Origin of the sequence: Phocaeicola fibrisolvens (assembly GCF_025567125.1) — a bacterium.
In the GTDB taxonomy this organism is placed as follows: Bacteria; Bacteroidota; Bacteroidia; order Bacteroidales; family Bacteroidaceae; genus Phocaeicola; species Phocaeicola fibrisolvens.
Genome location: NZ_JAOQJI010000022.1, coordinates 1 through 20,746 on the forward strand (window position 1 = coordinate 1; position 20,746 = coordinate 20,746).

Consider the following 20,746-nt stretch of genomic DNA (forward strand, 5'->3'; position numbering starts at 1 on the left):
TTCAGTGGGGAACTTCGGGCCGGAAAAGGTGATTTGGTGAGATACGTGCATGACGGTTTCGACCGTAACATGGAAACGGAACAAGTGCTGACCGTCCGGAACGGTAAAGTGATGGAAACGCAGACTTATCATAATTACCGGAGAGACGGACTGAATCTGACAAAGGCATATGGGGAGATTGTGCGTCGGTTTCCTTGGGAGCGGTTTCCTGAATACCGTGGAGAACGGTTCCTTTTTTCGCTAAGTGATTTTCAGACGACGGAGGACGGTCACTTCGTAGACTGTGACGTACGTTTCATTTTTCTGCGTACTTCGCGGAAAATGATAAACGACGGGAATCACCCGCTGGCTCTTGCCCTCAAAGAAACGCTGAAATCCATTTATCCGTGGGAGGTGCTTTTTATCAATGGGAAGTACACGAGTGAATATCGGAATTTTACTATGACTTTGCAGGAGAAGACGAGATCTGATGAAGGTGATTCTGCAAGAGATGTCGGGAAAGAATCGTTGAACTGAAAAATTATCATGTTATGAGAGCAAAATTATGGCTAGGGGTATTGGCTTTGTTTGCAGCGTGTACGTTGCAAGCCCAGAAAGTGAACGACCGTTATATCGAGGTGACGGGTACCTCCGAAATAGAGATTGTGCCGGACAAGATTCATTATCTCATTGAAATCCGGGAGTATTTTGAAGAAGAGTTCGACGGTAAGTCCAAGCCGGAGGAATATCGCACAAAGGTGCCATTGGAACAGATAGAGCGGCAGTTGTGGAAGGTACTGGCCGATGTGGACATTCCGAAAGAAGCGGTCCGCACACAAGAGGTGGGGGACTATTGGCGCAGACAGGGACAGGATTTTTTGGTTTCCAAGAAATACGATATCACACTGACCGATTTCAAACAGATAGATGAAATCGTGAAGCGTATCGATACCAAGGGAGTGAATACCATGCGCATCGGAGAGTTGGAAAACAAGGATATGTTGCTTTATCATCAGAAGGGTAAAATAGAAGCATTGAAAGCCGCACAACGGAAGGCCGCTTATCTGGTGGAGGCGCTGGGAAAGAAACTGGGGGACGTGGTTCGTATTGTAGAGGATGGCAATGCAGGAATGTCCTCGCTTTTCAGTGCGCAGAGTAATGTCCGTGCGTCTGATGCCGCTTCGTTCGATGGCTTCCGCACGATAAAAAAGCATTACTCCATGCAAGTGCGGTTTGAAATCACAGATTGATGGAAACCGGGCAGACAGAGCGGAAAGCCGGAGAAAGTGAGGTATGCCTTCCCGATTACTTTCGAGCGTGCCGCCAAGGTTCCCTGATCCTATCGGAGTGATTCAGGAAAATAAGTTCATCAAAATAATTATTTCCCTTTCACAAAGTTGTTGCTTAAGCGATTTTTTGTATCTTTATGGTTGTAATCAAAATAAATGCCTATGAAAATGAAACCGTTATTGTGGAGTCTGGTGGTCACTGCCGTGGTGTGCAGCCTCAGTCTGTTCGTTACACAATGGATGGGTCTTGCCGATAATTGGCGCATCTTTGTGAGCGTTTTTTTGGGGGTACTGTTGGGAAACGGTTGTAACCGGTGGTTACAGCGTGCAGCTCATTGAAAAATGAGGCTGTCTCAAAATAGAAAATAGAGATAGGGTTACTTACAATCTATAAGCTACAACATAAAAATCTCCTGCTTTTAGTCCTATAATTACAATAAACAAGGGCTAAAGCAGGAGTTTTTTTTACTTCTAGGTTTTAATCTATAAGATTTTTACTTTTGCAATTCTATTTTGAGACAGCCTCATTTTCTTTTTTCATCGGATAATCCCCGTATCCTTGTCTTTGAGCTGGATGGAGCGTTCGACGTCGCGGAACTTGCGTCCTCTGGTCAGGCGCCACGTCACGGTCAGGTTGACGAGGTTGCAGGCATCGCCGCTGTAGAGGGCGGTGCGTTTCTGTAGGTTCCGGTTCAGGATTTCCGATTCAAACAGCTTGTATTTGTGCTGGAAGGGCTGTTGCCAGATCAGGGCGAACTGCCAGTCCTTGTAGCTGTAGGCGGCCTTCAGGGTGATGTCGCCCCCGCTGTATCCCTTGGTTTCCCCTTCCAGGAACCGGGAACCGTTGTCGGCGTAGGCATGGAGGGAGAGGTTGCCCAGGTAGGCGTTGACGGCCCCTGTGAAGAAGTAGGACGTGTAGCAGTGCGTGTAGTCCTGACCGAAGTTGAAGCAGCGGAACAGTCCCCCGTAGGCCGTGACGGAGAGCTTTTCCGGCATCAGCCAGTAGCTTGCGTAGGCCATGGCGTTCAGTGCGTCAATCTCCTTCTGGTTGCGCTGGGTGTAGATGAACTGGTCGTCGGCCGTGCGTTCATACACCGCCATGTTGGGACGAAGACATTGCTTGTAGAAACCTTCCAGACTGGCTTGCAGACGGTTGTTGGTGTACGTCAGCCGCAGGAGGTGATACATCTCCCGGTTGGGCTTGAGGTCGGGACTCCCCACGGTCCACTCCATGCGGTTGTTGCGGATGGAGGCATCGCTGATTATGGCCACTCGTGAGGTGCGTTCGTTCATTTGGAAATTGTAGCTCAGTTGCAGGGCGTGGGTGAAGTTGTAGCTCAGGGCCGCTTTGGGGCAGAAACTCCAGTAGTCGTACGAATGGGCCTGCTGGCGGTAGTGCAGGTAGCTGCCCCCGATGCCTGCCGAATAGCGGAGGTTGCCCCACAGTCCCTTGATTTCGGAGAACAGGTACACGCGGTTGTGGTGGATAGGGGTGGCAGCCGAGACGTCGCCCGTATATTCATTGTTCGTGTATTTCTGGCTGTAGTTGAGGCCGGCAGACAGGGTGAAGGGCTTCAACTGGTTTTCGTAGATGGCTTCGCTCAGGAGAGAGTAGGTGCGTCCGTCCACGTCGTAACTGTAGGGCGAACCCTCGTCGTAGCTGTCTGAGGAACGGGTGCCGATGTATGTACCCACGGCGTTGAGGGTGAGCGACTGCCGGGGCGTGAACTGCTGGAAGTAGTAGAGGTCGAGTACCGGACTCCCGCTCCGGCTTTGCTGCTGTTCGAGGGCCGTGTAGGTCTGTTCTCCGTCCACAATCTGCTTCTGATTGAAATTGTTTGGCACGTGACTGAAGTCGCCGCTCAGCGAAGCCTGGAACACGTAGCGGGTGGAGTCGGCCAGGTTGTAGGTCAGCTTCAGCTGGTTGTTCAGGCTCTGGTTGCGCGAGGCGAGGTCGTTGCGCCGAATGGTATAGACCGACCCGTCGTTCAGGTGGTAGTGGGCCGTTTCCTCCGTCCGTAAGTCTCTGTAGTTCTGGTAACCGATGCTGTAGTTCAATGACAGCTCACTCTTTCCCGTGTTCCATTTGCCATACACCGTATAGTCGCCCTGGCGGGTCGTCAGCGCCTGGGTGAACGAGGTGCCCAGCGTGTATCCGTTGTCCGCCCGTCGGGTAGTGATTTCGATGACGTAGGCAATGCCGTCGCCGTAGCGCACGCCGGGGTTGTCGATGAAATGGACGGTACGGATGCTCTTCGGGTCGAGCGAAAGCATCTCTGCCTTGTCCACGATGATGCCGTTGATGCGGATTTGCACGCTTCCCCGCTGGTCGATGGCCGAGATGGTGTGTCCCACCTCGTCCACACGGATATTCGGGAGGGTGAGTTGCTGGAGCAGGCTGTAGCCCGAGCGGGAAGAAGTCTTCTGCTGTTCGGAGGGATAGAGCAGCATTCCGTCGGTCTTCTTGATAATCCGGTCGGCCTTGACCTCCACCTCGCCCAGTTCCACGGTAGGTTCCACCTCTTGCGCGAGGGCGGGGAGGGTCAGCAGCAGAAGGAAGAGGATGGCCCTGAATCGGGAGATGGTCAGCGGAAGCCGGCTTCCGGCTCCCTGCTGGAAAAGTAATCTGAGTGTTTGCATTTGTTCCTGTGTGTAAAATTCAGGAACAAAAGTAGGGGGCTGTCACGAAGGCGTCAAAAACCGACGCTGACATTTGCCTGACAATTCGCTGTCAGTCTTTCAACTCGTTGATTTCCAATGAATAGTTCCGCCCTCTGTCGGCCACGATTTTCAGTCGCGTATGCTCCTCCACGATGGGTTTCAGGCGGCGGATAAGGGTGTAGAGCGTGTCGTTGGCATCGTCTTTCTTGGGCCAGAGCACGGCACAGATTTCCTCTTTCGTGAGCGAGTGGGAGGGAGCCTGCCAGAAAAGCCGCATCAGTTGCTGCTGCATGGGAGTGAAACGGATGGGCGTATGGTCGGCTGCGTAGAAACGGTCGTCCGCGTCCGAGTAAGTCAGTCCCCCGAAGTCCTGGGCGGATTGTGTGCCCCCTTCAGCCGATAGTACGCTTCCTTCGGCAGGTTGCAGCATCGGGTTCTCCTTTTCCCGCTTCCGCAAGTACAGCATCGAGCCGATGGCCCAGAGTAAAGCCGCCGCCATCAGTCCGCCGGGCAAGCGCTGGTCGGACATGCCGAATACGGCCGCTGCCGACAGCCGGGTGTAACCTTTCAGGGCCAGCGTTTCGCCCGCCCGTCCGTTGCGGACCACCAGCGTGTCACTGCAGATGGCCTGTCCGTCCATCGAGCTGCCCCGGTAGTCGCCGTCCATCACGTCGAAGGTGAGGAAAGCCGCCTCTTTCAGTCGCGGGTTCTTCAGGTGGCGGCAGAAACGTTCGTCGGACACGGCGATGAGCACCTGTCCGCCCGACGTCTGCCGGAGCTGTTTGTAGGCCCGTATCGTATCCTGTGTTACAATCGGGTCTTTCTTTTCCAGTAAGGTCTGGGCCAGCGCCTGGTTCAGGTCGGCGGTTATCTCGTCTCTTGTCACGCGGTAGTTGTGGCGCCCGGCCAGCAGGGAAGTCAGCATCAGCGTCAGAAACACCGTGACGGGTAGTAGTCTGCGGTTCATAGAGCAATCGGGTTTGGTTTCTGCAAATGTAGTGAATTCTGTGGTTCTTCTTTGTGTCGGATTAAAATATTTATTATTTGTAATCCGTCTTGCTCCGGTATTCATTCGGAGTCATTCCGGTGGCCTTCTTGAACACACGGGTGAAATGCTGCGGGTACTGGAAGCCTAGCTGATAGGCAATCTGGCTGATGGATTCAGAGGGAAGAAGCAGCTGTTCTTTGGCGATGCCGATGATTTTGTCTTGTATGTACTCCAAGGCGGTCTTGCCCGTTTCCTTCTTGATGAGGTCGCCGAAATAATTGGGCGACAGGCAGAGTTCGGCGGCACAGTATTTCACGCTGGGCAATCCTTTCAGTGCGGCATTTTCGCCCGTGAAATACCGGTCCAGGAAGGTCTCGAAACGGGTCAGGATGTCGCGATGAGCATCCTGCCGGGTGATGAACTGCCGTTCGTAGAAGCGCAGGCAATAGTTAAGCAACAGTTCGATGTGGTTGGTGATGAGCCGTTTGCTCATCCGGTCGATTGCATGATGCAGTTCCTCCTGAATGTTCAGCAGGCAGTCGATGAAGGTGTGGCGCTCCCGTTCCGAGAGATGCAAGGCTTCGTTCACCTCGTACGAGAAGAAGGTATATTCCTTGATGGTGCGTCCGAGGTGGGTACCGCGAATCAGGTCGGGATGGAAGCACAGCGCATAGCCTTTCGGCTGGAACGTTTCGCCCGTATCTTCTATGCCGATGACCTGTCCCGGTGCAAGGCAGACCACCGACCCTTTCTGGTAATCGTATCGCTGGCGGCCGTAAATCAGGTCGCAGTTCTTCTCGTCTTTCAGGAAGACCACGTAGAAGCTGAACGTGTGGCGTAGGTGATGCATCGGTCTGGCCTTCGAAAGGTCGATCACGCTGACCAGCGGATGCAGAGTTTCTACGCCGAGCATGTCGTCGTACTCTGTGACGGTTTCGATGTTTAATAAGGATGTTTTCATCGTTTTTAATGTTTCTGACGACAAAATTACGAAAGGATTCCGGTTTCTGGTTTTCGTTGCTCTTGAAATCTGTGTTTTCATGCAGGGATTCTGTGTTTTGTATAACAACGGATAAAATGGTACGGACTACTTTGGCCATAACATTAACAGATAAATATTATAGAACTATGACACAGGAAATGGAGAGCCGTATGGCTTTGAAAGATTTAGTGGACCGTTATGCGACGGAATCGGATAAAAACAATCAGGATTACTATCGTAACCTGTTTCGTCCTGATGTGAAGTTGAAAGTGTATATGGGAGACCAGCAGATTATGGATATGGCTTGATGTGTGAGCGGACTTCTGTGAATATTAAAAAAGTGAGTGAGATGAAAAAAGAGGTAATGTTGCTTACAGGTGCCGGACAAATCGGTATGGCGATAGCCCGGCGGATGGGATATGGAATGAAGATTGTGGTCGGCGACAAGCGGATGGAAAATGCGCAGGCCGTGGCCGATACGATGAACCGTGCCGGATTCGATGTGTCTCCGGTGGAGATGGACTTGTCGTCGCGCGACTCAATCCTCGGATTGATTGAGACGGCACAGCAATATGGAGAGATAGCCATGCTGGTCAATGCGGCAGGGGTGTCCCCTTCGCAAGCTTCGATAGAGACCATCCTGAAAGTCGACTTATATGGTACGGCGGTATTGCTGGAAGAAGTGGGAAAGGTTATCCGGCCGGGAGGGGCAGGTGTGACGATAGCCAGTCAGTCTGGACACCGCCTGCCGGCCCTTGGTGCTGAAATCGATGCACAGCTGGCTTGCACACCGACGGAAGAATTGCTGGGTCTGGAGGTGCTGCAACCGTCGCACATCCGCGATACGCTTCATGCCTACCAGCTGGCCAAGCGTTGCAACGTGAAGCGCGTCATGGCAGAGGCAGTGAGATGGGGAGAACGGGGCGCCCGTCTGAATTCCATTTCTCCGGGAATTATTGTCACCCCACTGGCACTTGACGAGTTCAACGGGGTGCGTGGGGAGTTCTATAAAAAGATGTTTGCTCAGTGTCCGGCGCATCGTCCCGGCACGGCCGACGAGGTGGCGAATGTGGCCGAACTGTTGATGAGCAACCGGGGGGCCTTTATCACCGGCTCTGATTTTCTGGTGGATGGAGGTGCTACGGCGGCTTATTTTTATGGCTCGAATCTGGAAAAGAGATAACACATAATCAATGCGTAGCCAGATACCACGAAGTCTGCGAGTAAGAACTTGCCAAACTGTTTGTGCTGGGTGTGGAGGTGGTGATGCCGGAATATCGTTCTATGGGGAGCGGACGGATAAGTTTCATGAAGGCGATGTGTAATTGTTTTAAGCAAGTATTTTTAGTTTTTCAGTGATAAGCGTTTTATATGTCTCTTTCATTTCATCCGATAAAAAAGAAAGGTCAATGAATTCCATCCATTTGCTTTGGACTTTAAGAAACTTGCGAAATAAATTTTCTATAATTTTATCTTCCAGTCCCGAAGCCTGCATGGATACGATAAAATCGGTTTTCTTGATTTTACGTTTTTTCCCGTTAAGTGTCAATGCCAGTTCTTCTGTATCTTCCGGCATGACCAATGCGGTTGATAGTAAATCATAGGCTGGGGTGAGGGTGTAAACTCCTTGCTGTGTGCTATACAGTGAGAAGTTTTTTAAGTGCATGTCGGCATTGCCTGTAATCCAGGAAAATACTACTTCCTCCCAGTAATTGACCAAGTCAAGTTTGGGTACGGAGGAATATTTTTGTATGGTTTTGGCAATTTGTTCGTAAGATCCTTTATACTTATATTCTGTCAGCCGTTCGGTTAGTTGGCACATGTCCTCCATGGCTAGTTTCTCTCCTTTTTCCGTACGGTCAATGCGACGGGTGATATAACAAAGCTCTCCGTCTGCGAAACGGATAAGGCTGTGAGGTACCACTTTTATCTTGGCAAGTTCTGCCAGATGCATGGTTAAGTCTTCTATTTCAGGCAATTGCTCAAAACGCTCCGTTTGTGGTTTCAGAATGTATCTTCCCCATAACCCTACAATGGTAAAACGTTCTGCTTCATGAGGGCTCTTCTTGTGGATGTCCAGTGACAGTTTGGCCTGAACACCAGTCAATGTGGTCTGGCTACGTATTACTTGCCGGGCAAGTTCATTCAGATTTTGACGAGTATAGGGGAGTTCCGGGACTATAGGAGTGCCGAACAATTTTCTAGAACAAGTTTTGTGAAAGTCATGTTCACCTTCCGTCAACTCTTTGTAGCAATATAGACATTTGGACATAATTATTCCTCTTCTTTAAATAAAGGTTCTACGCCTACGGCTCCAATGCAGTCCTTGCAACAGGCTAATAGCAGGGACATCCGGTCCCGACCGTCGATTTTCCAGTTCTTTTCAGCGATATTAAGCAGCCAGCCTTCAGGTATCAGACCGTCAAAGAAAGGAAACAGCACTTTGTTCTGATATGGCTGTTCGGTGAGGGGAAGGGTCAGACTGATGGCTTCTGCTTTGTCTGAGGCCAGAAATTCCGGAGTATACTGAAAAGTATATCCATTTTCATCTTCTGTGAGAATACCGGCTTTTATGCCACGCAAATATACAATCGCCTGTTTCATGGCTCATCTTCTTTTGAAATGGGGACTGCACCGACTTCGCTCCCGAAAAGATTTAGTATCTGATTTACTTTATCCAGCCGGAGAGTTTGTTTGCCTTGTTCCAGTTCACGGACAAAACGTAAGCCTACTCCTGATTTTTCAGATAGTTCCACCTGCGTTAGATTGTATTGCTTACGCATGTCTTTTACATACTTAGAGAGTGTAGTTTGTTCCATGATTATACCCTTTTGGGTGTAAATATAATGAATTTTTCTTTCATTATACCCTTTAAGGTATAAAATTAATCTATCTGCCTAATGCTATACCCGAAAGGGTGTATTTATAACTTGTGATTTATTTGTGGGTAAATAACCTGGCAGACGGATTAGTATCATGAAACTTACACTATTTTTTTATAGGTTACTTTGAAAGGCAGCACCTGGAACACTTCGCAGTCGGGCGTAATCAGTTCCAGCTTGTAGGTGAGAGAAGTCCCGTCTGTACCTTCCGTCAGCTGGTCGAGGACCTCTTGCGGAAGAAGATTCTTGAAACTGATTTTGCCACTGTTCATGCGCAGATAACGTGCCTGTCCGTTTTCGTCCACCGCAAGCAGGGCTACGGGAGCATACTGGCTCAGGATGCTTCCGGTGTATTCCTTGCGCGGGGTGACTTTCATACTGCCGTAGTCGTAGGGGATTTCGTGACCGTCAGGGGTAAAGAGCTGCTTTTCTTGGTTGACGGTGATTTCTGTGTACGTGAAATCGTAGATATCTGTTCCTTTCGGTTCCAGTTCCTCATCGGTAGAGAAGATGACCACTTGACAGTGCCGCAAGCGGCCGTATCCCGTGAGGCATACCCCGTTGCTCAACAGTTTGACCTTGACATGGTTTCCTTGTGAGGTGATTTTGCAACTGCCTTCTCTGGCTGGTTTGAAAATGAAAGGACCGTTGCTGCTCAGTACGTCGAATTCCGTTTCCTTTCCGGAGATGATGAGCGGATTTTCCTGTACCGAAACGGTCAGTTCGCGGACGTCCGACAAATCTGTGTGATATGTTTTCTGCACTTCTTCCAGTTCCTGTGCCGTCATCCGCTGATAGATGGAATAACCGTAGATATCGGTTCCTCCTGCCCGCACTCCCAGGTGGACGAGGAGCTCCATCGTGTCGCCGTTGACGGAGAGTAGCTGGAACACCGTGCGCTGGCCGTCGAGCAGACGGTTCTCGTCCGAGTAAGTATAGGTGTAAGTCCGGAACCCCGATGCAGGATAGGCATCCACGTACATGTATGCTTTCAGGGACGAGTGGCTTTCCACGTAATATTGGGTAGGACCGGCCCCTATCAGGTCTGTGTAATAATCCTGCGTCTGGCAAGTGCCGTCGGGATTGATTTCGTAGGTGTGGACGTGTTTCCATCCGTATCCTACCACGGCTTCCTCAAAGCGGGCAGAAGAAATGGGAGTGAGAGACGCTGGCTCACATTCTCCGTTTTCATTGAATGTGAAGGTGGGAAAGTCTACGTCGTCGTGATTGCAACTGATAAGACAGAAGATGCTCAGGAATACCAATAGAATGTCGGTGAGTCGTTTTGTGTACATGATAAACAAAGTGTCAGCTGTTTTCTTTTTTCCAGAAGAAATTCCTGAGCAGCCGTTGCACGAGAACCAGCAGTGCCAGCACACAAATGGTGTATTGCAGAAACGCTCCCTGACTTTCGAGGGCATAAAAGAGCCCGATAATGAAGCATAACTGGAAGAGGTAGCCTAAGATTTTAAGTAACATAGTTTCTCGATGTGAAGGTTCTGTTTCCAAAGATAGCGTAAAAAATGAAGAAACGAACATCCAGACCTGAAAAATTCCCTGCCAGGCGCATTTTTGGGCTTCGCTTCGGCAGGGGAAAGAAGTGGACTGTAACTGCGATGGAAATGCTTGTCCGGGGGGCGTTGCAGCCAAGGTGTTACACCAGCGAGATGACGTAGCTTTCCATGCTTTTCAGGTCGATGTGCCAGAGCCGGCCGCTCAGTGCGTGCGGACTGCCCAGGATGACCTTCATCGTTTCGTTGGCTTCCACGCAACCCACTACGCCCGGTGTGACACCCAGCACGGCCTTCGACGGATGGGGCATGGCCAGCATGCCTTCCTCGTCGGGGAAGAGGGTGCGGTAGTCGGGACCGCCCTGGTAGTTGAACACGGAGACCTGTCCGTCGAACTCGCGGATGGCCCCGTACACGTACACCTTGTCCAGCCGCACACAGGTGTCGTTGATGAGGTAGCGCGTGCGGAAATTGTCGCATCCGTCCACCACGATGTCGTAGTTGGCGATGAGGCATTCGGCGTTCTGCGGGGTGAGCCGTTCGTTCCAGGCTTCCACACGTATGTCGGAGTTGAGGGCTTGCAGGCGCAGCTTGGCCTGTTCCGCCTTGGAGAGCCCGATTTCAGGCTCGCTGTAGAGCACCTGCCGCTGGAGGTTGGTCTCGCTCACGGTGTCGTCGTCAATCAGTCCGATGGTGCCCACTCCGGCACCGGCCAGGTAAAGGGCCACGGGCGAACCCAGTCCGCCCACTCCCACGATGAGCACGCGGGCCTGTTTCAGAAGGAGTTGTCCTGCCTCGCCGATTTCGTCGAGCAGAATCTGTCGGTTGTAGCGTGCAGCTTCTTTTTCGGTCAGTTTCATAAGGTGAAAAGGGGATAAAGGGTGAGTAAAATGACAGAAGGCACCCGGAAGTCGGGAAAATGGCCTCCGGATGCCTTCTGAAGGGGGGGCTGTGTATGCCCGGAAAACGCCCTTGCGTTTTAGAAAAACGTCTTGGCGTTTCAATCCAAACGCTTCGGCGTTTCAACTGAAACGTCCTTGCGTTTTAGGGAAAACGTTTCGGCGTTTCAAGTAAAACGTAAAGGCGTTTTTCAAAGGGTGTTCCGGAGGGCTTTTCAGCGGACCGGAGCCGCCTGGGCAAAGGTCTGTGCCATGTGGTCGAACGAAGCGTCCCAGTCTTTCCATACCGGTTCACGTCCCACGGCCTTCAGGGCTTTCTCCACTTCCACGGCGGTACGTTCGTCGCTCACGTGGAACTGCTCCAAGGCCTGCGGATAGGTGTAGTAACCACCCGGTTCCGTCTTGCTCTCGGCACTCATGGTGGTGACACCCAGTGTAGCCATGTGGTCGCGGATGTTTGCCGGTTCACGCGTAGAGTAAGAGATGTCCACGTCGTGGTCGAAGATACGCATGGCGAAAGTCACCTGTGCCAGTTCCTTGTCGCTCATGATGACGTTGGGCTGGAAACCCTCGTTCTCGGCCGGACGCATGCGCGGGAAGTTCACGCTGTATTTCGTCTTCCAGTAATGTTTCTGCAGGTAGCGCAGGTGGTAAGCCATCATGGTCACGTCCGTACGCCAGTCCTCCAGTCCGATGAGCACACCCATGCCGATGGAGTGTACGCCGGCCTGTCCCATGCGGTCGAATCCGTTGACACGCCATTCGAACTTCGATTTCATGCCGCGTGGATGGTACACGTTGTAGCGGGCCTTGTTGTACGTTTCCTGGAAACAGATTACCCCGTTCAGTCCGTGGTGCACCAGTTCGGCATACTCTTCCGTCTTGAGCGGCATCACCTCAATCTTCAGGTTGGAGAAATACGGTTTGGCCAGGTCGAGTGCTTTGGCCAGGTAAGGCACACCCGCCTTGGCCGGGTTTTCGCCCGTCACAATCAGCAGGTTCTCAAACGGAGCCAGCTTCTTGATGGCCTTGTACTCGTTTTCGATTTCCTCCGGCGTGAGGATGGTGCGGGCCATCGGGTTGCTGATGTGGAAGCCGCAGTACACGCACGAGTTGGTACACGAGTTGGTGATATAGAGCGGAATAAACATGGAGATGGTGCGTCCGAAACGTTCTTCGGTATATTTCTTGCTGAGGCGTGCCATGGGTTCAAGAAACTTTTCGGCAGCCGGCGAGATGAGTGCCATGAAGTCGTCTACGTCGCACCGTGATTTTCCGAGTGCCCGTATCACGTCGGCCTCGGTTTTGGAGTAGATGGCCTTGGTCGTCTCCTCCCAGCTTATTTTTTCTAATTCGTCACTAAACATTTCAGTAATTAATAATTAAAAATTAATAATTAAAAACGGTGGCCTGATGCATTTATGAATTGGACTTGGCGGTTTTGATGATACTGACCAGCAGTTTGATGAGTTCGGTACAGTCTGACTGGATGGAATCGTACGCCGTTTTCTCGATGTAGTTGGATTCCGACAACAGCAGGAGCCAGTAGTCGGTCTCGTTGGCTTCTTTCAGCGCGATGTGCAGTTTGTGGGCGAAATCATTCTTGCTTTCGGCAAACTCGGCTTCCCGTATCAGCGCTCCTATGGCCGTGCCGCTGCGCAGCAGTTGTTTGGACATGACATACTCGTTCTTCTCGGTGGTGAGAAACTGGTATGCCTTGATGATGCGCAAGGCAAACTCCGTCGCTTTCCGGTTGATGACGCTGTCGTTTTTCATCTTGCCAAATCCACGGATGGATGCCTCCCTGGAAAAGGAAGTCATCCACTCGTTTTTCATTTTTCATTATTCATTATTAATTGTTTTCAGGTCGCGGCTGAGTTTCATCGCACAGAAGTTCGGACCACACATGGTGCAGTACTCGCCGTCGGTGTGACGTCCCTCGTTGAAGTATTCCAGCGCACGGTCGGGGTCGAGACTCAGGTGGAACTGGTCGCGCCAGCGGAACTCGTAGCGGGCCTTGCTCAGGGCATTGTCGCGGATCTGTGCGCCCGGATGACCTTTGGCCAGGTCGGCCGCATGGGCAGCAATCTTGTAGGTGATGACACCCGTACGCACGTCTTCACGGTTGGGTAGACCCAGGTGTTCCTTCGGGGTGACGTAGCACAGCATGGCCGTACCCAGCCAGCCGATTTGTGCGGCACCGATGGCCGAAGTGATGTGGTCGTAACCCGGGGCGATGTCGGTCACCAGCGGGCCGAGGGTGTAGAACGGCGCGTTGTGGCAGTGGCTGATCTGACGCTCCATGTTCTCGCGGATTTTGTGCAAGGGCACGTGTCCCGGACCTTCGATGAAGGCCTGCACGTTCTTCGCCCACGCACGGGTCACCAGTTCGCCCATCGTGTCGAGTTCGGCAAACTGTGCCTCGTCGTTGGCGTCGGCGATACAGCCCGGACGCAACCCGTCGCCCAATGACACGGCCACGTCATACTGTGCCAGGATGTCGCAGATGTCGTCGAAGTGCTCGTAGAGGAACGACTCCTGGTCGTGGATAAGGCACCACTTGCTCATGATACTTCCGCCACGGCTCACGATACCGCACAGACGCTTGTCGGCCAGGTGTACGTTGTGACGGCGGATACCGGCATGGATGGTGAAGTAGTCCACTCCCTGCTCGCACTGCTCGATGAGGGTGTCGCGGTAGATTTCCCATGTCAGGTCTTCTACCTTGCCGTTCACCTTCTCCAGTGCCTGGTAGATGGGCACGGTGCCCACCGGTACCGGACAGTTGCGCACAATCCATTCGCGTGTCTCGTGGATGTTGGCACCCGTCGACAGGTCCATCAGCGTGTCGCCGCCCCATTTGCAGCTCCACACCGCTTTGTCCACTTCCTCGTCAATGCTTGAAGTAGTGGCCGAGTTACCGATGTTGGTATTGATTTTCACCAGGAAGTTGCGGCCGATAATCATCGGTTCCGATTCCGGGTGGTTGATGTTGGCAGGCAGTACGGCACGTCCGGCGGCAATCTCGTCGCGCACGAATTCCGGTGTGATGTAGGTGTCGATGCCTAGCTCCTTGCAGTTCATGTTCTCACGGATGGCTACGTACTCCATTTCCGGTGTCACGATGCCCTGTTTGGCGTAGTACATCTGCGTACAGCAGTGGCCTTCCTTGGCACGGTAAGGCAGGGCGATATGTTCAAAGCGCAGGTGGTCGAGCGAGTGGTCGTCACGGCGCATCTTGCCGTATTCCGAGGTGATGGACGGCAACTGTTCCACGTCGCCGCGGGAAGTAATCCAGCTCTCACGCATGCGCGGCAGTCCTTTCTTCAGGTCAATCTGGATGTTCGGGTCGCTGAACGGGCCGCTGGTGTCGTACACGTACACCGGGTCGTTGGGGGTCATTACCTTCTTTCCGTCGACTACGGTCACCGTGGGGGTGAGGTTCACTTTCTGCATGCCTACCTTGATGAAGGGGAATAAAGTGCCCTGCATGTAGGCTTTCTCGGCATGGGCGTATGCTTTTTGGTCTTTTTCTTTTTCCATATATCAATTAAACTTACTCATTCAAGAAAGAAGTGAGGGGAGAGGAAGCGGAAGCTACTAGGTTGTCGGCCTGCACGCCCAGTCCGGCTTCGTAGGCACGGCGTCCGGCGATGACAGCTTCCTTGAAGGCGATGGCCATTTCCACCGGGTTTCCGGCAACGGCGATGGCGGTGTTCACCAGACAGGCGTCGGCACCCATCTCCATGGCTTCAGCGGCATGGCTCGGAGCTCCGATACCGGCATCCACTACCACCGGCACGTTGCTCTGCTCGATGATGATGCGCAGGAAGTCGCGGGTCTGCAATCCCTTGTTCGTACCGATGGGAGCAGCCAGCGGCATCACCGTAGCGGCTCCGGCTTCTTCCAGACGCTTGCAGAGGGTCGGGTCGGCCTGGCAGTAGGGCAATACCACGAAACCGAGTTTCACGAGCTCTTCCGTAGCCTTCAGGGTTTCGGTAGAGTCGGGCAACAGGTAGCGCGGGTCGGGATGGATTTCCAATTTCAGCCAGTTGGTGCCGAAGGCTTCGCGGGCCATCTGTGCGGCGAACACGGCTTCTTCTGCGGTGCGCACGCCGGAGGTGTTCGGAAGGAGTTGGATATGCGGGTGGACAATGTGTTTCAGCATGTCGTCTTCCTTGTTCTCAAGTTCGATGCGTTTCATGGCGACGGTCACCATCTGGGTGCCGGAAGCGAGAATGGCTTCTTCCATGACTTGGTTGGAGTTGAATTTTCCTGTTCCCAGGAACAAGCGGGAGTCGAATTCTTTTCCCGCAATCATTAGTTTCTTCATTGTTCTATATATGTTTTTGGTTTGTTTTCTTTTGGCTTGCTTTTACTTTTTCTTTTTGGCGGCAAAAAGAAAAAGGTAACAAAAAGAAAAACCGCCGTCTGCAGCTTCAAGGCGGCTGCGAGGCTTCACCCGGCGGAAGCGCAGGAACTCGCTTCGCTCAAACAGCCTGCGCTTCTTTTCGCCGTGCTCCGCTTCTCCGCTTTTCGCCTTGAAACTGAGGACGGGATTTTTTCGCTGGCTTGCTCTTCGCTCTTCGCCCTTTGGGCGAAATCGCTGTGTGGGGAGGTGGGGCTTTTGCTTGCGCTTTTTTGCTTTCTTGCTTCGCTTTTTGCTTTGGCCTTCTTTTGGGTGAAATTGCTGGCAGAAGCTTGGGCTTTTTCCTCTCGTTGCGCGAAGAGTTCTGCGCTCTACGTTGAGATAAAACCGGTTGGTCGCAGTGCTTTATGCTCCGTAGGGAGGGGGAATGAGCTTGTGACTTGCGTTCCTTGGCGAGAATGAAAGGTTTTTTCGTCTTTCCGTTCTCAGAGATGAATCCAATACGTTAGGCGCAGCCCATCGGAATCAAAAAATAAAAGTCAGTCGTTTTTAACTTTTAATTTTTACCTTTTAACTCTACCACTGTTCGTCCTCCGTTTTTCATTATTCATTATTCATTTTTAATTGACTCACGATTCTCCTCGTTTCTTCCACTGGATTCCCTACCCGCAGGATGGTGCCGCTCAGGGCGATGCCTGTCACACCGGTCTGTAGGATGGCGGGGATGTCGTCCAGGGTGATACCCCCGATGGCGACGATGGGCAGGTGGATGCCTTCCGCCTTCATCTGCTGTACGATGGAACGGTAGCCTTCGAGGCCGAGGATGGGGCTGAGCTTCTCTTTGGTGGTGGTGAAGCGGAAGGGACCGCAACCGATGTAGTCGGCACCGGCTTCATAGTGGGCCCGTACGTCGTCGAACGTGTTGGCGGTGCCCCCGATGAGGAAGTCTTTACCCAGAATTTTCCGTGCTTCGGCAATTGGCATGTCGTTTTTGCCCAGGTGTACGCCGTCGGCTTTCAGCTTGCGTACCAGTTCCACCCGGTCGTCGATGAGGAAGGTAGCCCCGTACGTGCGGCACAGTTTCTGTACCTCCACAGCCACGGCTTCCGTCTCTTCGTCGGAGGCATGCTTCATGCGCAGCTGTACCCAGCGGCAGCCCCCTTCGAGGGCCATGCGGGCCGAGTCAAGATACGAATACGTGTCGGTGAAATGCGTGATGAACTGCAGTTTGAAATGATTCATGTCCATGGCCTCATCCTCCACAAGCGGCTTTGATGATGACCAGACTGTCGCCCTCCTTCAGGACGGTGTGTTCCCATTCTGCACGCGGAATCATGCGGTTATGCAGCGCGATGGCCACTCCCTGTGCCGGAAGCTCCAGTTGCTGTGCCAGTGCGGCAATGTGCTGACCTTGTGTAAGTTCAGTCTCTTTGTTGTTTACCAGTACTTTCATAATCGTTCAGTGTTAGTGTAAACCAAAGAGGCGGGTCCCGAAAGGGAAAAGAAAAATAGAGGCCGGAATCAACAATCCCTTCGTCGGTATTAACCGCATCAGGTTCGTAGGGTATAATCTCAGCCCGGACGCATCCTTGGGGCACCCCTTTGTTTACTTTCTGGCAAAGGTAACGAAAACTTTGAAACGGCGGACAGCTGCCGTGCCTTTTTTACCTTTTTTTGCAGGCAATCAACGGTGCTCCCTGAACAGCTGCACCTTCACGCCGAACGAGAGGCGGAGAATGTCGCGCATCGAGAGACTCTTGTTGGTCACCTTGCTGATGAGGTACAGCTCGCAGGTGCTCAGCTCGTAGAAGAGGGAGACATGGCGCACCAGTTCGTGGCGGGGACTGAATCCGAACCGTTGCCCCACGAAGAGGTAGGGCCGCACCTTGGTGCTGAAGTTGTAGTATTTGTTGGGATAGCGTCCCGGCTCCTTCTTCCAGAACTCCTCGCCCGCAATGGTTGTGAAGTAGAGTCCGCAGTAGAAGGGTTCCGCCATCCAGTGCTCCTTGAAGCAGATGCTCCAGGGAATGTAGTTCTGCTTTACGGTGAAGGTGAGCCGGAACTTCTCGGCATATTTCGACGGGAGAAAACCCACGAGAAAGTCCGTTTCCCACTGGCAGCGGCGTCCGTAGTCCCAGCCTATACCCACCGAGTTGAGTCCCATCCCTCCGGCGAACTGCCATTTCAGGTGAGTGGGTTTCAGGCGTTCCCATCCTTCATAGCGCAGGTGCGTGCGCTGGTCCCACCGCCTTTCCCTGACGGTCGGAGCGACAGAGTCATTCTGTGCCTGCAAGGGCAGGAGCGTCATCGCGGCCAGTCCTCCCACCAGTATCCCTTTAAAAATTGACCACTTCATACGCATAGCCGTCGGCATTAAGGGTGAATAACAGGTAAGCACGCTTCTTGGCACAGGTACACTCGTAGTATAGGATGCCGTCGTCGAAGAAATCATCCACACTGATATTGTGTCCGTGGCCGTAGACACAGAACTGCAGGTCGGGCATCTGCCGCAGGTAATACTCGAAATACTCCGCCAGGTTGTTGTTGAACTGCTCGGAGAAGGGGCCCGCATGCATGGCCACCACGGTCTTTTCCACCCCCTCGGGCACATTGTCGATTTCATTGCGGATATACTGGATGTTGGGCACAGCCGACGAGTTGTCGAACTCCAGAGCGTTGGTGTTCAGGCAGAGAAACCTTACGTTGCCGGCGGTGAAGGCAAAATCCTCCGTGCCGAATATTTTGCGGTACACGTCGAGTCCCGTAGCCAGACAGTCGTGGTTGCCCAGCAGACAGACGTAAGGCACGTTCAGTCCGTTGAGAATGTCGCGCTGCTTCTCGAACTCCAGCTTCAGGCCGAAGTCGGACAAGTCGCCCGTGTGGACCACGAAGTCCAGGTCGCCCCTCCGGTTCAGTGCCTCCACGGCATCCTCCGTTTCGTCGTACCAGCGTTGTGTGTCGCTGATTACGGCAAACCGTATCTCGTCTTTTCCCCGGGTAGCCTTCTCGATTTGTTCGATGTGGCGGCGGTTCACGTCCGTCTCCCCGTCGATGTCCAGGTCGTACGGATGATATTCAATCATGTCGCATCCTCCCAGCAGCAAAGCCCACAGGCAGCCGTATATCAGCCGGAAGTGCAGGCGGAAGCAATGAGGGAGTGTCGGATAAGTACGCATAAGCAATTCATTTTGTGCATGCAAAGGTAAGTCACAAATGCGGTTCGTCCGTTTTTCAGAAAGTCGGATTTTCTGTCCTGAAAGTCGGTATTTTCTTTGCAAAGAACATTTTGCACACTTATCCGGCAGTCAGGGGGAGGCCTTTCAGCCCCTTCCTGTGAGGTCTGGCGGGAGCCGCTCCGGTTACCACTTCACCGGCTCCTGCAGAATCTGTCCGTCGGTGGCATCCTGCGCCGTGAACGCGTTCGCCTTGTACTGCACGCAAATCATCACCAGCGGTTCCGTGCCGTGGTTGCGCACCGAGCGCTTGCCTTCGGGAGCCACGCGTACCACGCTTCCTTCCGCCACGGGGAATACTTGTCCGTCTACCTGAAATTCACCCTTCCCGCTCACGAAGATATACAGTTCCTCGTGCGTCTGGTGCGTGTGAAGGAAACCGGTCTCCTTTCCCGGGGCGAACGACTGGAACGAGATTTCCGCGCCCGTAGTCTGCAACGTCTGTCCCATGAACACCTTTCCCTGGATTTCCATTCCCGGAGCTACCGGCAATACATACTCGTTCAACTCGCTGAATGAACCTGTGGATACGGCGGAAAAATGTGCGCCTGCTGCAATTTGCTGAATCTGTTTCATAGTGTAACTGTTTTAATGATTTCGACAGCAAAGGTGGACGATTCTTTTGTCTCATACAAGAAGGGAGTTGAATGTAAGTAAGTTACTTTCAGGTTACTAATGTTCATTACGAGCCGGTTACGTCCGGCAGATTTAGATTTTTTTAGCAGAGGATATCCCGGATGGCAGACAAAAAATTTTTTCTTTCCACAACCGGCTGACATCCAGTAAAAGTGAGAAAAAGGTTACTATGCGGAAGAAATGTAACCTCTTGTCTGTCAGGAAAGAAAACGCTAAGTTTGCACCGTAAACGTTACGGAAGGCCGCATCCCGCAGGCATTTCCTGCACCGGAAACTTCCGCGGCCCGACCCTTTAAAGAAACAAGTAAGATGATGAAAAATGAAGTAACTCCCGAACAGGCATCCGTCCTGGAAAAAAACAAACAAGTCATGCAACAGTTTATCCGCTTCATCAACACGGGCGACCGCTCGGTAGGTGAAGCCATTATTGCCCCCGAAGTGATTTTCTATGCCCCCACATCGCCGGAGCCGCTGCACGGTTTTGAAGGCTATATGGACGTGCTCCGCATGATGCGCGGTGCCATGCCCGATGTACAGTGGAAAGCCGAAGAAGTCATTGCAGAAGGCGACAAAGTGATGATTCGTTTCACGATGAGCGGCACCCAGACCCAGCCTTTTATGGGCATGCCCGCCACCGGCAAACCCGTTCGTGTGACGGCCATGAACATCTACGAGCTGAAAGACGGCAAGATTGTCCGCGAACATGGTGTGCCCGACCTCTTCAGCATGCTGATGCAGCTCGGCATGCTGCCTGCACCGGGAAGCAAGTGATTCTTCCGTGAGGAAAGAAGCTGCTACTCTTCTTCGGCAGCTTCGAACTCCTCCCGGTGTTTCACGATGGATTTCATGTGCTTCTGTGCCCAGTCGGTCAGCTGGACGATGAAAGGCACCAGCGAGTGTCCCGTCTCCGTCAGGCTGTACTCCACCTTGGGAGGCACCTCGGGATACACCTTCCGGTTCACCAGTCCGTCGGCCTCCAGCGTACGGAGCGTGCCCGACAGTACCCGCGACGACACATCCGGAATCAGTCTCCCTAGCTCGCTGAAACGCAGCACCTCGTGCTCACTTAAAATCAGAATGACCAGCAAGGCCCATTTGTTGCCGAAGCGGGCAATCACGTTCCGCACCGGGCAGATTTCGATAATGGTATTCTTTTCTTCCTTCTTTCTCATGGTTTATTCCTTTTGCCGGAGTGTCGGCCTTTTCGTTTTTCTGCCCAAAGTTAGCAAATAACCCGCAGATACCGCCCCGCAAAAATCCCAATTTTTAGGTATTTCAAATCCGCGCCGGAAGCCGTTACTTTGCTGTGTCAAATCA

The 20,746-nt window shown here is 52.6% G+C and carries 25 protein-coding genes, 1 pseudogene and 1 riboswitch; of the genes and pseudogenes, 7 read left to right on the forward strand and 19 right to left on the reverse strand.

Annotated features, from left to right (window positions below; genetic code table 11):
* The 3 genes and pseudogenes from OCV81_RS10170 to OCV81_RS10180 all read left to right on the forward strand — a co-directional run.
* A pseudogene (locus tag OCV81_RS10170) lies at positions 1–516 on the forward strand (carboxypeptidase regulatory-like domain-containing protein); the annotation flags it as partial.
* Positions 517–530: 14 nt separating this feature from the next.
* The gene (locus OCV81_RS10175) at positions 531–1,229 is read left to right on the forward strand and encodes an SIMPL domain-containing protein (RefSeq protein ID WP_262640319.1); all 699 of its coding nucleotides are present in this window, start codon (positions 531–533) and stop codon (positions 1,227–1,229) included.
* Positions 1,230–1,436: 207 nt separating this feature from the next.
* Entirely contained in the window at positions 1,437–1,607 is a 171-nt protein-coding gene (locus OCV81_RS10180; RefSeq protein WP_204434948.1) for a hypothetical protein, read from the forward strand.
* Between the two features lie 198 nt (positions 1,608–1,805).
* Here the strand turns inward: OCV81_RS10180 and OCV81_RS10185 are convergent, their stop codons facing one another.
* The 3 genes from OCV81_RS10185 to OCV81_RS10195 form a co-directional block, all read right to left on the reverse strand.
* Complete coding sequence (locus OCV81_RS10185; protein WP_148329918.1) at positions 1,806–3,908, reverse strand: TonB-dependent receptor; 2,103 nt, start codon at positions 3,906–3,908, stop codon at positions 1,806–1,808.
* 91 nt (positions 3,909–3,999) lie between these two features.
* Positions 4,000–4,896: a helix-turn-helix domain-containing protein gene (locus OCV81_RS10190; RefSeq protein WP_148329919.1), complete on the reverse strand. Its 897-nt coding sequence runs from the start codon at positions 4,894–4,896 to the stop codon at positions 4,000–4,002.
* 73 nt (positions 4,897–4,969) lie between these two features.
* Positions 4,970–5,878 carry a helix-turn-helix domain-containing protein gene (locus OCV81_RS10195; RefSeq protein WP_148329920.1) on the reverse strand — a complete coding sequence of 303 codons (909 nt, stop codon included), beginning with the start codon at positions 5,876–5,878 and terminating at the stop codon, positions 4,970–4,972.
* A gap of 167 nt (positions 5,879–6,045) precedes the next feature.
* Here OCV81_RS10195 and OCV81_RS10200 point away from each other — a divergent pair, with 167 nt between their 5' ends.
* Positions 6,046–6,207, forward strand: coding sequence for a nuclear transport factor 2 family protein (locus OCV81_RS10200; protein ID WP_262640320.1), 162 nt, complete (start codon positions 6,046–6,048; stop codon positions 6,205–6,207).
* A gap of 41 nt (positions 6,208–6,248) precedes the next feature.
* A complete protein-coding gene (locus tag OCV81_RS10205) occupies positions 6,249–7,082 on the forward strand; it encodes an SDR family oxidoreductase (protein ID WP_148329921.1) in 834 nt (277 codons plus the stop codon).
* Positions 7,083–7,229: 147 nt separating this feature from the next.
* On the opposite strand, the gene OCV81_RS10210 is transcribed toward OCV81_RS10205, so the two are convergent.
* The 10 genes from OCV81_RS10210 to OCV81_RS10255 all read right to left on the reverse strand — a co-directional run bounded on the left by OCV81_RS10210 (position 7,230) and on the right by OCV81_RS10255 (position 15,524).
* On the reverse strand, positions 7,230–8,171 hold the full coding sequence (locus OCV81_RS10210; protein ID WP_148329922.1) for a HipA domain-containing protein: 942 nt from the start codon (positions 8,169–8,171) through the stop codon (positions 7,230–7,232).
* 2 nt (positions 8,172–8,173) lie between these two features.
* The gene (locus OCV81_RS10215; RefSeq protein ID WP_148329923.1) at positions 8,174–8,503 is read right to left on the reverse strand and encodes a HipA N-terminal domain-containing protein; all 330 of its coding nucleotides are present in this window, start codon (positions 8,501–8,503) and stop codon (positions 8,174–8,176) included.
* Positions 8,500–8,718 carry a helix-turn-helix transcriptional regulator gene (locus OCV81_RS10220; RefSeq protein WP_148329924.1) on the reverse strand — a complete coding sequence of 73 codons (219 nt, stop codon included), beginning with the start codon at positions 8,716–8,718 and terminating at the stop codon, positions 8,500–8,502. Before OCV81_RS10220 ends, OCV81_RS10215 begins: the two co-directional genes overlap by 4 nt.
* A gap of 164 nt (positions 8,719–8,882) precedes the next feature.
* Positions 8,883–10,076 (reverse strand): hypothetical protein, encoded by a 1,194-nt coding sequence (locus tag OCV81_RS10225; RefSeq protein ID WP_148329925.1) that lies wholly within the window; start codon positions 10,074–10,076, stop codon positions 8,883–8,885.
* Between the two features lie 13 nt (positions 10,077–10,089).
* On the reverse strand, positions 10,090–10,260 hold the full coding sequence (locus tag OCV81_RS10230) for a hypothetical protein (RefSeq protein WP_262640321.1): 171 nt from the start codon (positions 10,258–10,260) through the stop codon (positions 10,090–10,092).
* A 175-nt stretch (positions 10,261–10,435) separates the two neighbouring features.
* Positions 10,436–11,152 (reverse strand): HesA/MoeB/ThiF family protein, encoded by a 717-nt coding sequence (locus OCV81_RS10235; RefSeq protein WP_148329964.1) that lies wholly within the window; start codon positions 11,150–11,152, stop codon positions 10,436–10,438.
* 254 nt (positions 11,153–11,406) lie between these two features.
* A complete protein-coding gene (thiH, locus tag OCV81_RS10240; protein ID WP_148329926.1) occupies positions 11,407–12,558 on the reverse strand; it encodes a 2-iminoacetate synthase ThiH in 1,152 nt (383 codons plus the stop codon).
* A gap of 52 nt (positions 12,559–12,610) precedes the next feature.
* Positions 12,611–12,967 (reverse strand): four helix bundle protein, encoded by a 357-nt coding sequence (locus tag OCV81_RS10245; protein WP_148329965.1) that lies wholly within the window; start codon positions 12,965–12,967, stop codon positions 12,611–12,613.
* Between the two features lie 66 nt (positions 12,968–13,033).
* A complete protein-coding gene (gene thiC / locus OCV81_RS10250) occupies positions 13,034–14,734 on the reverse strand; it encodes a phosphomethylpyrimidine synthase ThiC (RefSeq protein WP_148329927.1) in 1,701 nt (566 codons plus the stop codon).
* A 13-nt stretch (positions 14,735–14,747) separates the two neighbouring features.
* Positions 14,748–15,524 carry a thiazole synthase gene (locus tag OCV81_RS10255; protein WP_148329928.1) on the reverse strand — a complete coding sequence of 259 codons (777 nt, stop codon included), beginning with the start codon at positions 15,522–15,524 and terminating at the stop codon, positions 14,748–14,750.
* A gap of 21 nt (positions 15,525–15,545) precedes the next feature.
* On the opposite strand from OCV81_RS10255, the gene OCV81_RS10260 reads away from it, so the two are divergent.
* The gene (locus tag OCV81_RS10260; RefSeq protein ID WP_148329929.1) at positions 15,546–16,022 is read left to right on the forward strand and encodes a hypothetical protein; all 477 of its coding nucleotides are present in this window, start codon (positions 15,546–15,548) and stop codon (positions 16,020–16,022) included.
* A 141-nt stretch (positions 16,023–16,163) separates the two neighbouring features.
* Here OCV81_RS10260 and OCV81_RS10265 read toward each other — a convergent pair whose 3' ends face one another.
* The 5 genes from OCV81_RS10265 to OCV81_RS10285 form a co-directional block, all read right to left on the reverse strand.
* Positions 16,164–16,802: a thiamine phosphate synthase gene (locus OCV81_RS10265; protein WP_394802535.1), complete on the reverse strand. Its 639-nt coding sequence runs from the start codon at positions 16,800–16,802 to the stop codon at positions 16,164–16,166.
* A 10-nt stretch (positions 16,803–16,812) separates the two neighbouring features.
* A complete protein-coding gene (thiS, locus tag OCV81_RS10270) occupies positions 16,813–17,013 on the reverse strand; it encodes a sulfur carrier protein ThiS (RefSeq protein ID WP_072542343.1) in 201 nt (66 codons plus the stop codon).
* A gap of 58 nt (positions 17,014–17,071) precedes the next feature.
* Positions 17,072–17,172: riboswitch (TPP riboswitch) on the reverse strand.
* 72 nt (positions 17,173–17,244) lie between these two features.
* A complete protein-coding gene (locus tag OCV81_RS10275; protein WP_148329931.1) occupies positions 17,245–17,916 on the reverse strand; it encodes a hypothetical protein in 672 nt (223 codons plus the stop codon).
* On the reverse strand, positions 17,897–18,643 hold the full coding sequence (locus tag OCV81_RS10280; RefSeq protein WP_148329966.1) for a metallophosphoesterase family protein: 747 nt from the start codon (positions 18,641–18,643) through the stop codon (positions 17,897–17,899). Before OCV81_RS10280 ends, OCV81_RS10275 begins: the two co-directional genes overlap by 20 nt.
* 276 nt (positions 18,644–18,919) lie before the next feature.
* Entirely contained in the window at positions 18,920–19,369 is a 450-nt protein-coding gene (locus tag OCV81_RS10285; RefSeq protein ID WP_148329932.1) for a cupin domain-containing protein, read from the reverse strand.
* 369 nt (positions 19,370–19,738) lie between these two features.
* Between OCV81_RS10285 and OCV81_RS10290 the strand changes: the two genes are divergently transcribed.
* Entirely contained in the window at positions 19,739–20,200 is a 462-nt protein-coding gene (locus OCV81_RS10290) for an ester cyclase (RefSeq protein WP_204476437.1), read from the forward strand.
* A 23-nt stretch (positions 20,201–20,223) separates the two neighbouring features.
* Here OCV81_RS10290 and OCV81_RS10295 read toward each other — a convergent pair whose 3' ends face one another.
* The gene (locus OCV81_RS10295) at positions 20,224–20,601 is read right to left on the reverse strand and encodes a winged helix-turn-helix transcriptional regulator (RefSeq protein WP_148329933.1); all 378 of its coding nucleotides are present in this window, start codon (positions 20,599–20,601) and stop codon (positions 20,224–20,226) included.
* Between the last annotated feature and the right edge of the window lie 145 nt (positions 20,602–20,746).

Excerpts from the sequence above, each read along its gene's own strand:
- OCV81_RS10175 (WP_262640319.1), top strand. The coding sequence starts at position 531 with ATGAGAGCAAAATTATGGCTAGGGGTATTGGCTTTGTTTGCAGCGTGT.
- OCV81_RS10180 (WP_204434948.1), top strand. The coding sequence starts at position 1,437 with ATGAAACCGTTATTGTGGAGTCTGGTGGTCACTGCCGTGGTGTGCAGC.
- OCV81_RS10185 (WP_148329918.1), bottom strand. The coding sequence starts at position 3,908 with ATGCAAACACTCAGATTACTTTTCCAGCAGGGAGCCGGAAGCCGGCTT.
- OCV81_RS10190 (WP_148329919.1), bottom strand. The coding sequence starts at position 4,896 with ATGAACCGCAGACTACTACCCGTCACGGTGTTTCTGACGCTGATGCTG.
- OCV81_RS10195 (WP_148329920.1), bottom strand. The coding sequence starts at position 5,878 with ATGAAAACATCCTTATTAAACATCGAAACCGTCACAGAGTACGACGAC.
- OCV81_RS10200 (WP_262640320.1), top strand. The coding sequence starts at position 6,046 with ATGACACAGGAAATGGAGAGCCGTATGGCTTTGAAAGATTTAGTGGAC.
- OCV81_RS10205 (WP_148329921.1), top strand. The coding sequence starts at position 6,249 with ATGAAAAAAGAGGTAATGTTGCTTACAGGTGCCGGACAAATCGGTATG.
- OCV81_RS10210 (WP_148329922.1), bottom strand. The coding sequence starts at position 8,171 with ATGTCCAAATGTCTATATTGCTACAAAGAGTTGACGGAAGGTGAACAT.
- OCV81_RS10215 (WP_148329923.1), bottom strand. The coding sequence starts at position 8,503 with ATGAAACAGGCGATTGTATATTTGCGTGGCATAAAAGCCGGTATTCTC.
- OCV81_RS10220 (WP_148329924.1), bottom strand. The coding sequence starts at position 8,718 with ATGGAACAAACTACACTCTCTAAGTATGTAAAAGACATGCGTAAGCAA.
- OCV81_RS10225 (WP_148329925.1), bottom strand. The coding sequence starts at position 10,076 with ATGTACACAAAACGACTCACCGACATTCTATTGGTATTCCTGAGCATC.
- OCV81_RS10230 (WP_262640321.1), bottom strand. The coding sequence starts at position 10,260 with ATGTTACTTAAAATCTTAGGCTACCTCTTCCAGTTATGCTTCATTATC.
- OCV81_RS10235 (WP_148329964.1), bottom strand. The coding sequence starts at position 11,152 with ATGAAACTGACCGAAAAAGAAGCTGCACGCTACAACCGACAGATTCTG.
- thiH (WP_148329926.1), bottom strand. The coding sequence starts at position 12,558 with ATGTTTAGTGACGAATTAGAAAAAATAAGCTGGGAGGAGACGACCAAG.
- OCV81_RS10245 (WP_148329965.1), bottom strand. The coding sequence starts at position 12,967 with ATGAAAAACGACAGCGTCATCAACCGGAAAGCGACGGAGTTTGCCTTG.
- thiC (WP_148329927.1), bottom strand. The coding sequence starts at position 14,734 with ATGGAAAAAGAAAAAGACCAAAAAGCATACGCCCATGCCGAGAAAGCC.
- OCV81_RS10255 (WP_148329928.1), bottom strand. The coding sequence starts at position 15,524 with ATGAAGAAACTAATGATTGCGGGAAAAGAATTCGACTCCCGCTTGTTC.
- OCV81_RS10265 (WP_394802535.1), bottom strand. The coding sequence starts at position 16,802 with ATGAATCATTTCAAACTGCAGTTCATCACGCATTTCACCGACACGTAT.
- thiS (WP_072542343.1), bottom strand. The coding sequence starts at position 17,013 with ATGAAAGTACTGGTAAACAACAAAGAGACTGAACTTACACAAGGTCAG.
- OCV81_RS10275 (WP_148329931.1), bottom strand. The coding sequence starts at position 17,916 with ATGAAGTGGTCAATTTTTAAAGGGATACTGGTGGGAGGACTGGCCGCG.
- OCV81_RS10280 (WP_148329966.1), bottom strand. The coding sequence starts at position 18,643 with ATGATTGAATATCATCCGTACGACCTGGACATCGACGGGGAGACGGAC.
- OCV81_RS10285 (WP_148329932.1), bottom strand. The coding sequence starts at position 19,369 with ATGAAACAGATTCAGCAAATTGCAGCAGGCGCACATTTTTCCGCCGTA.
- OCV81_RS10290 (WP_204476437.1), top strand. The coding sequence starts at position 19,739 with ATGATGAAAAATGAAGTAACTCCCGAACAGGCATCCGTCCTGGAAAAA.
- OCV81_RS10295 (WP_148329933.1), bottom strand. The coding sequence starts at position 20,601 with ATGAGAAAGAAGGAAGAAAAGAATACCATTATCGAAATCTGCCCGGTG.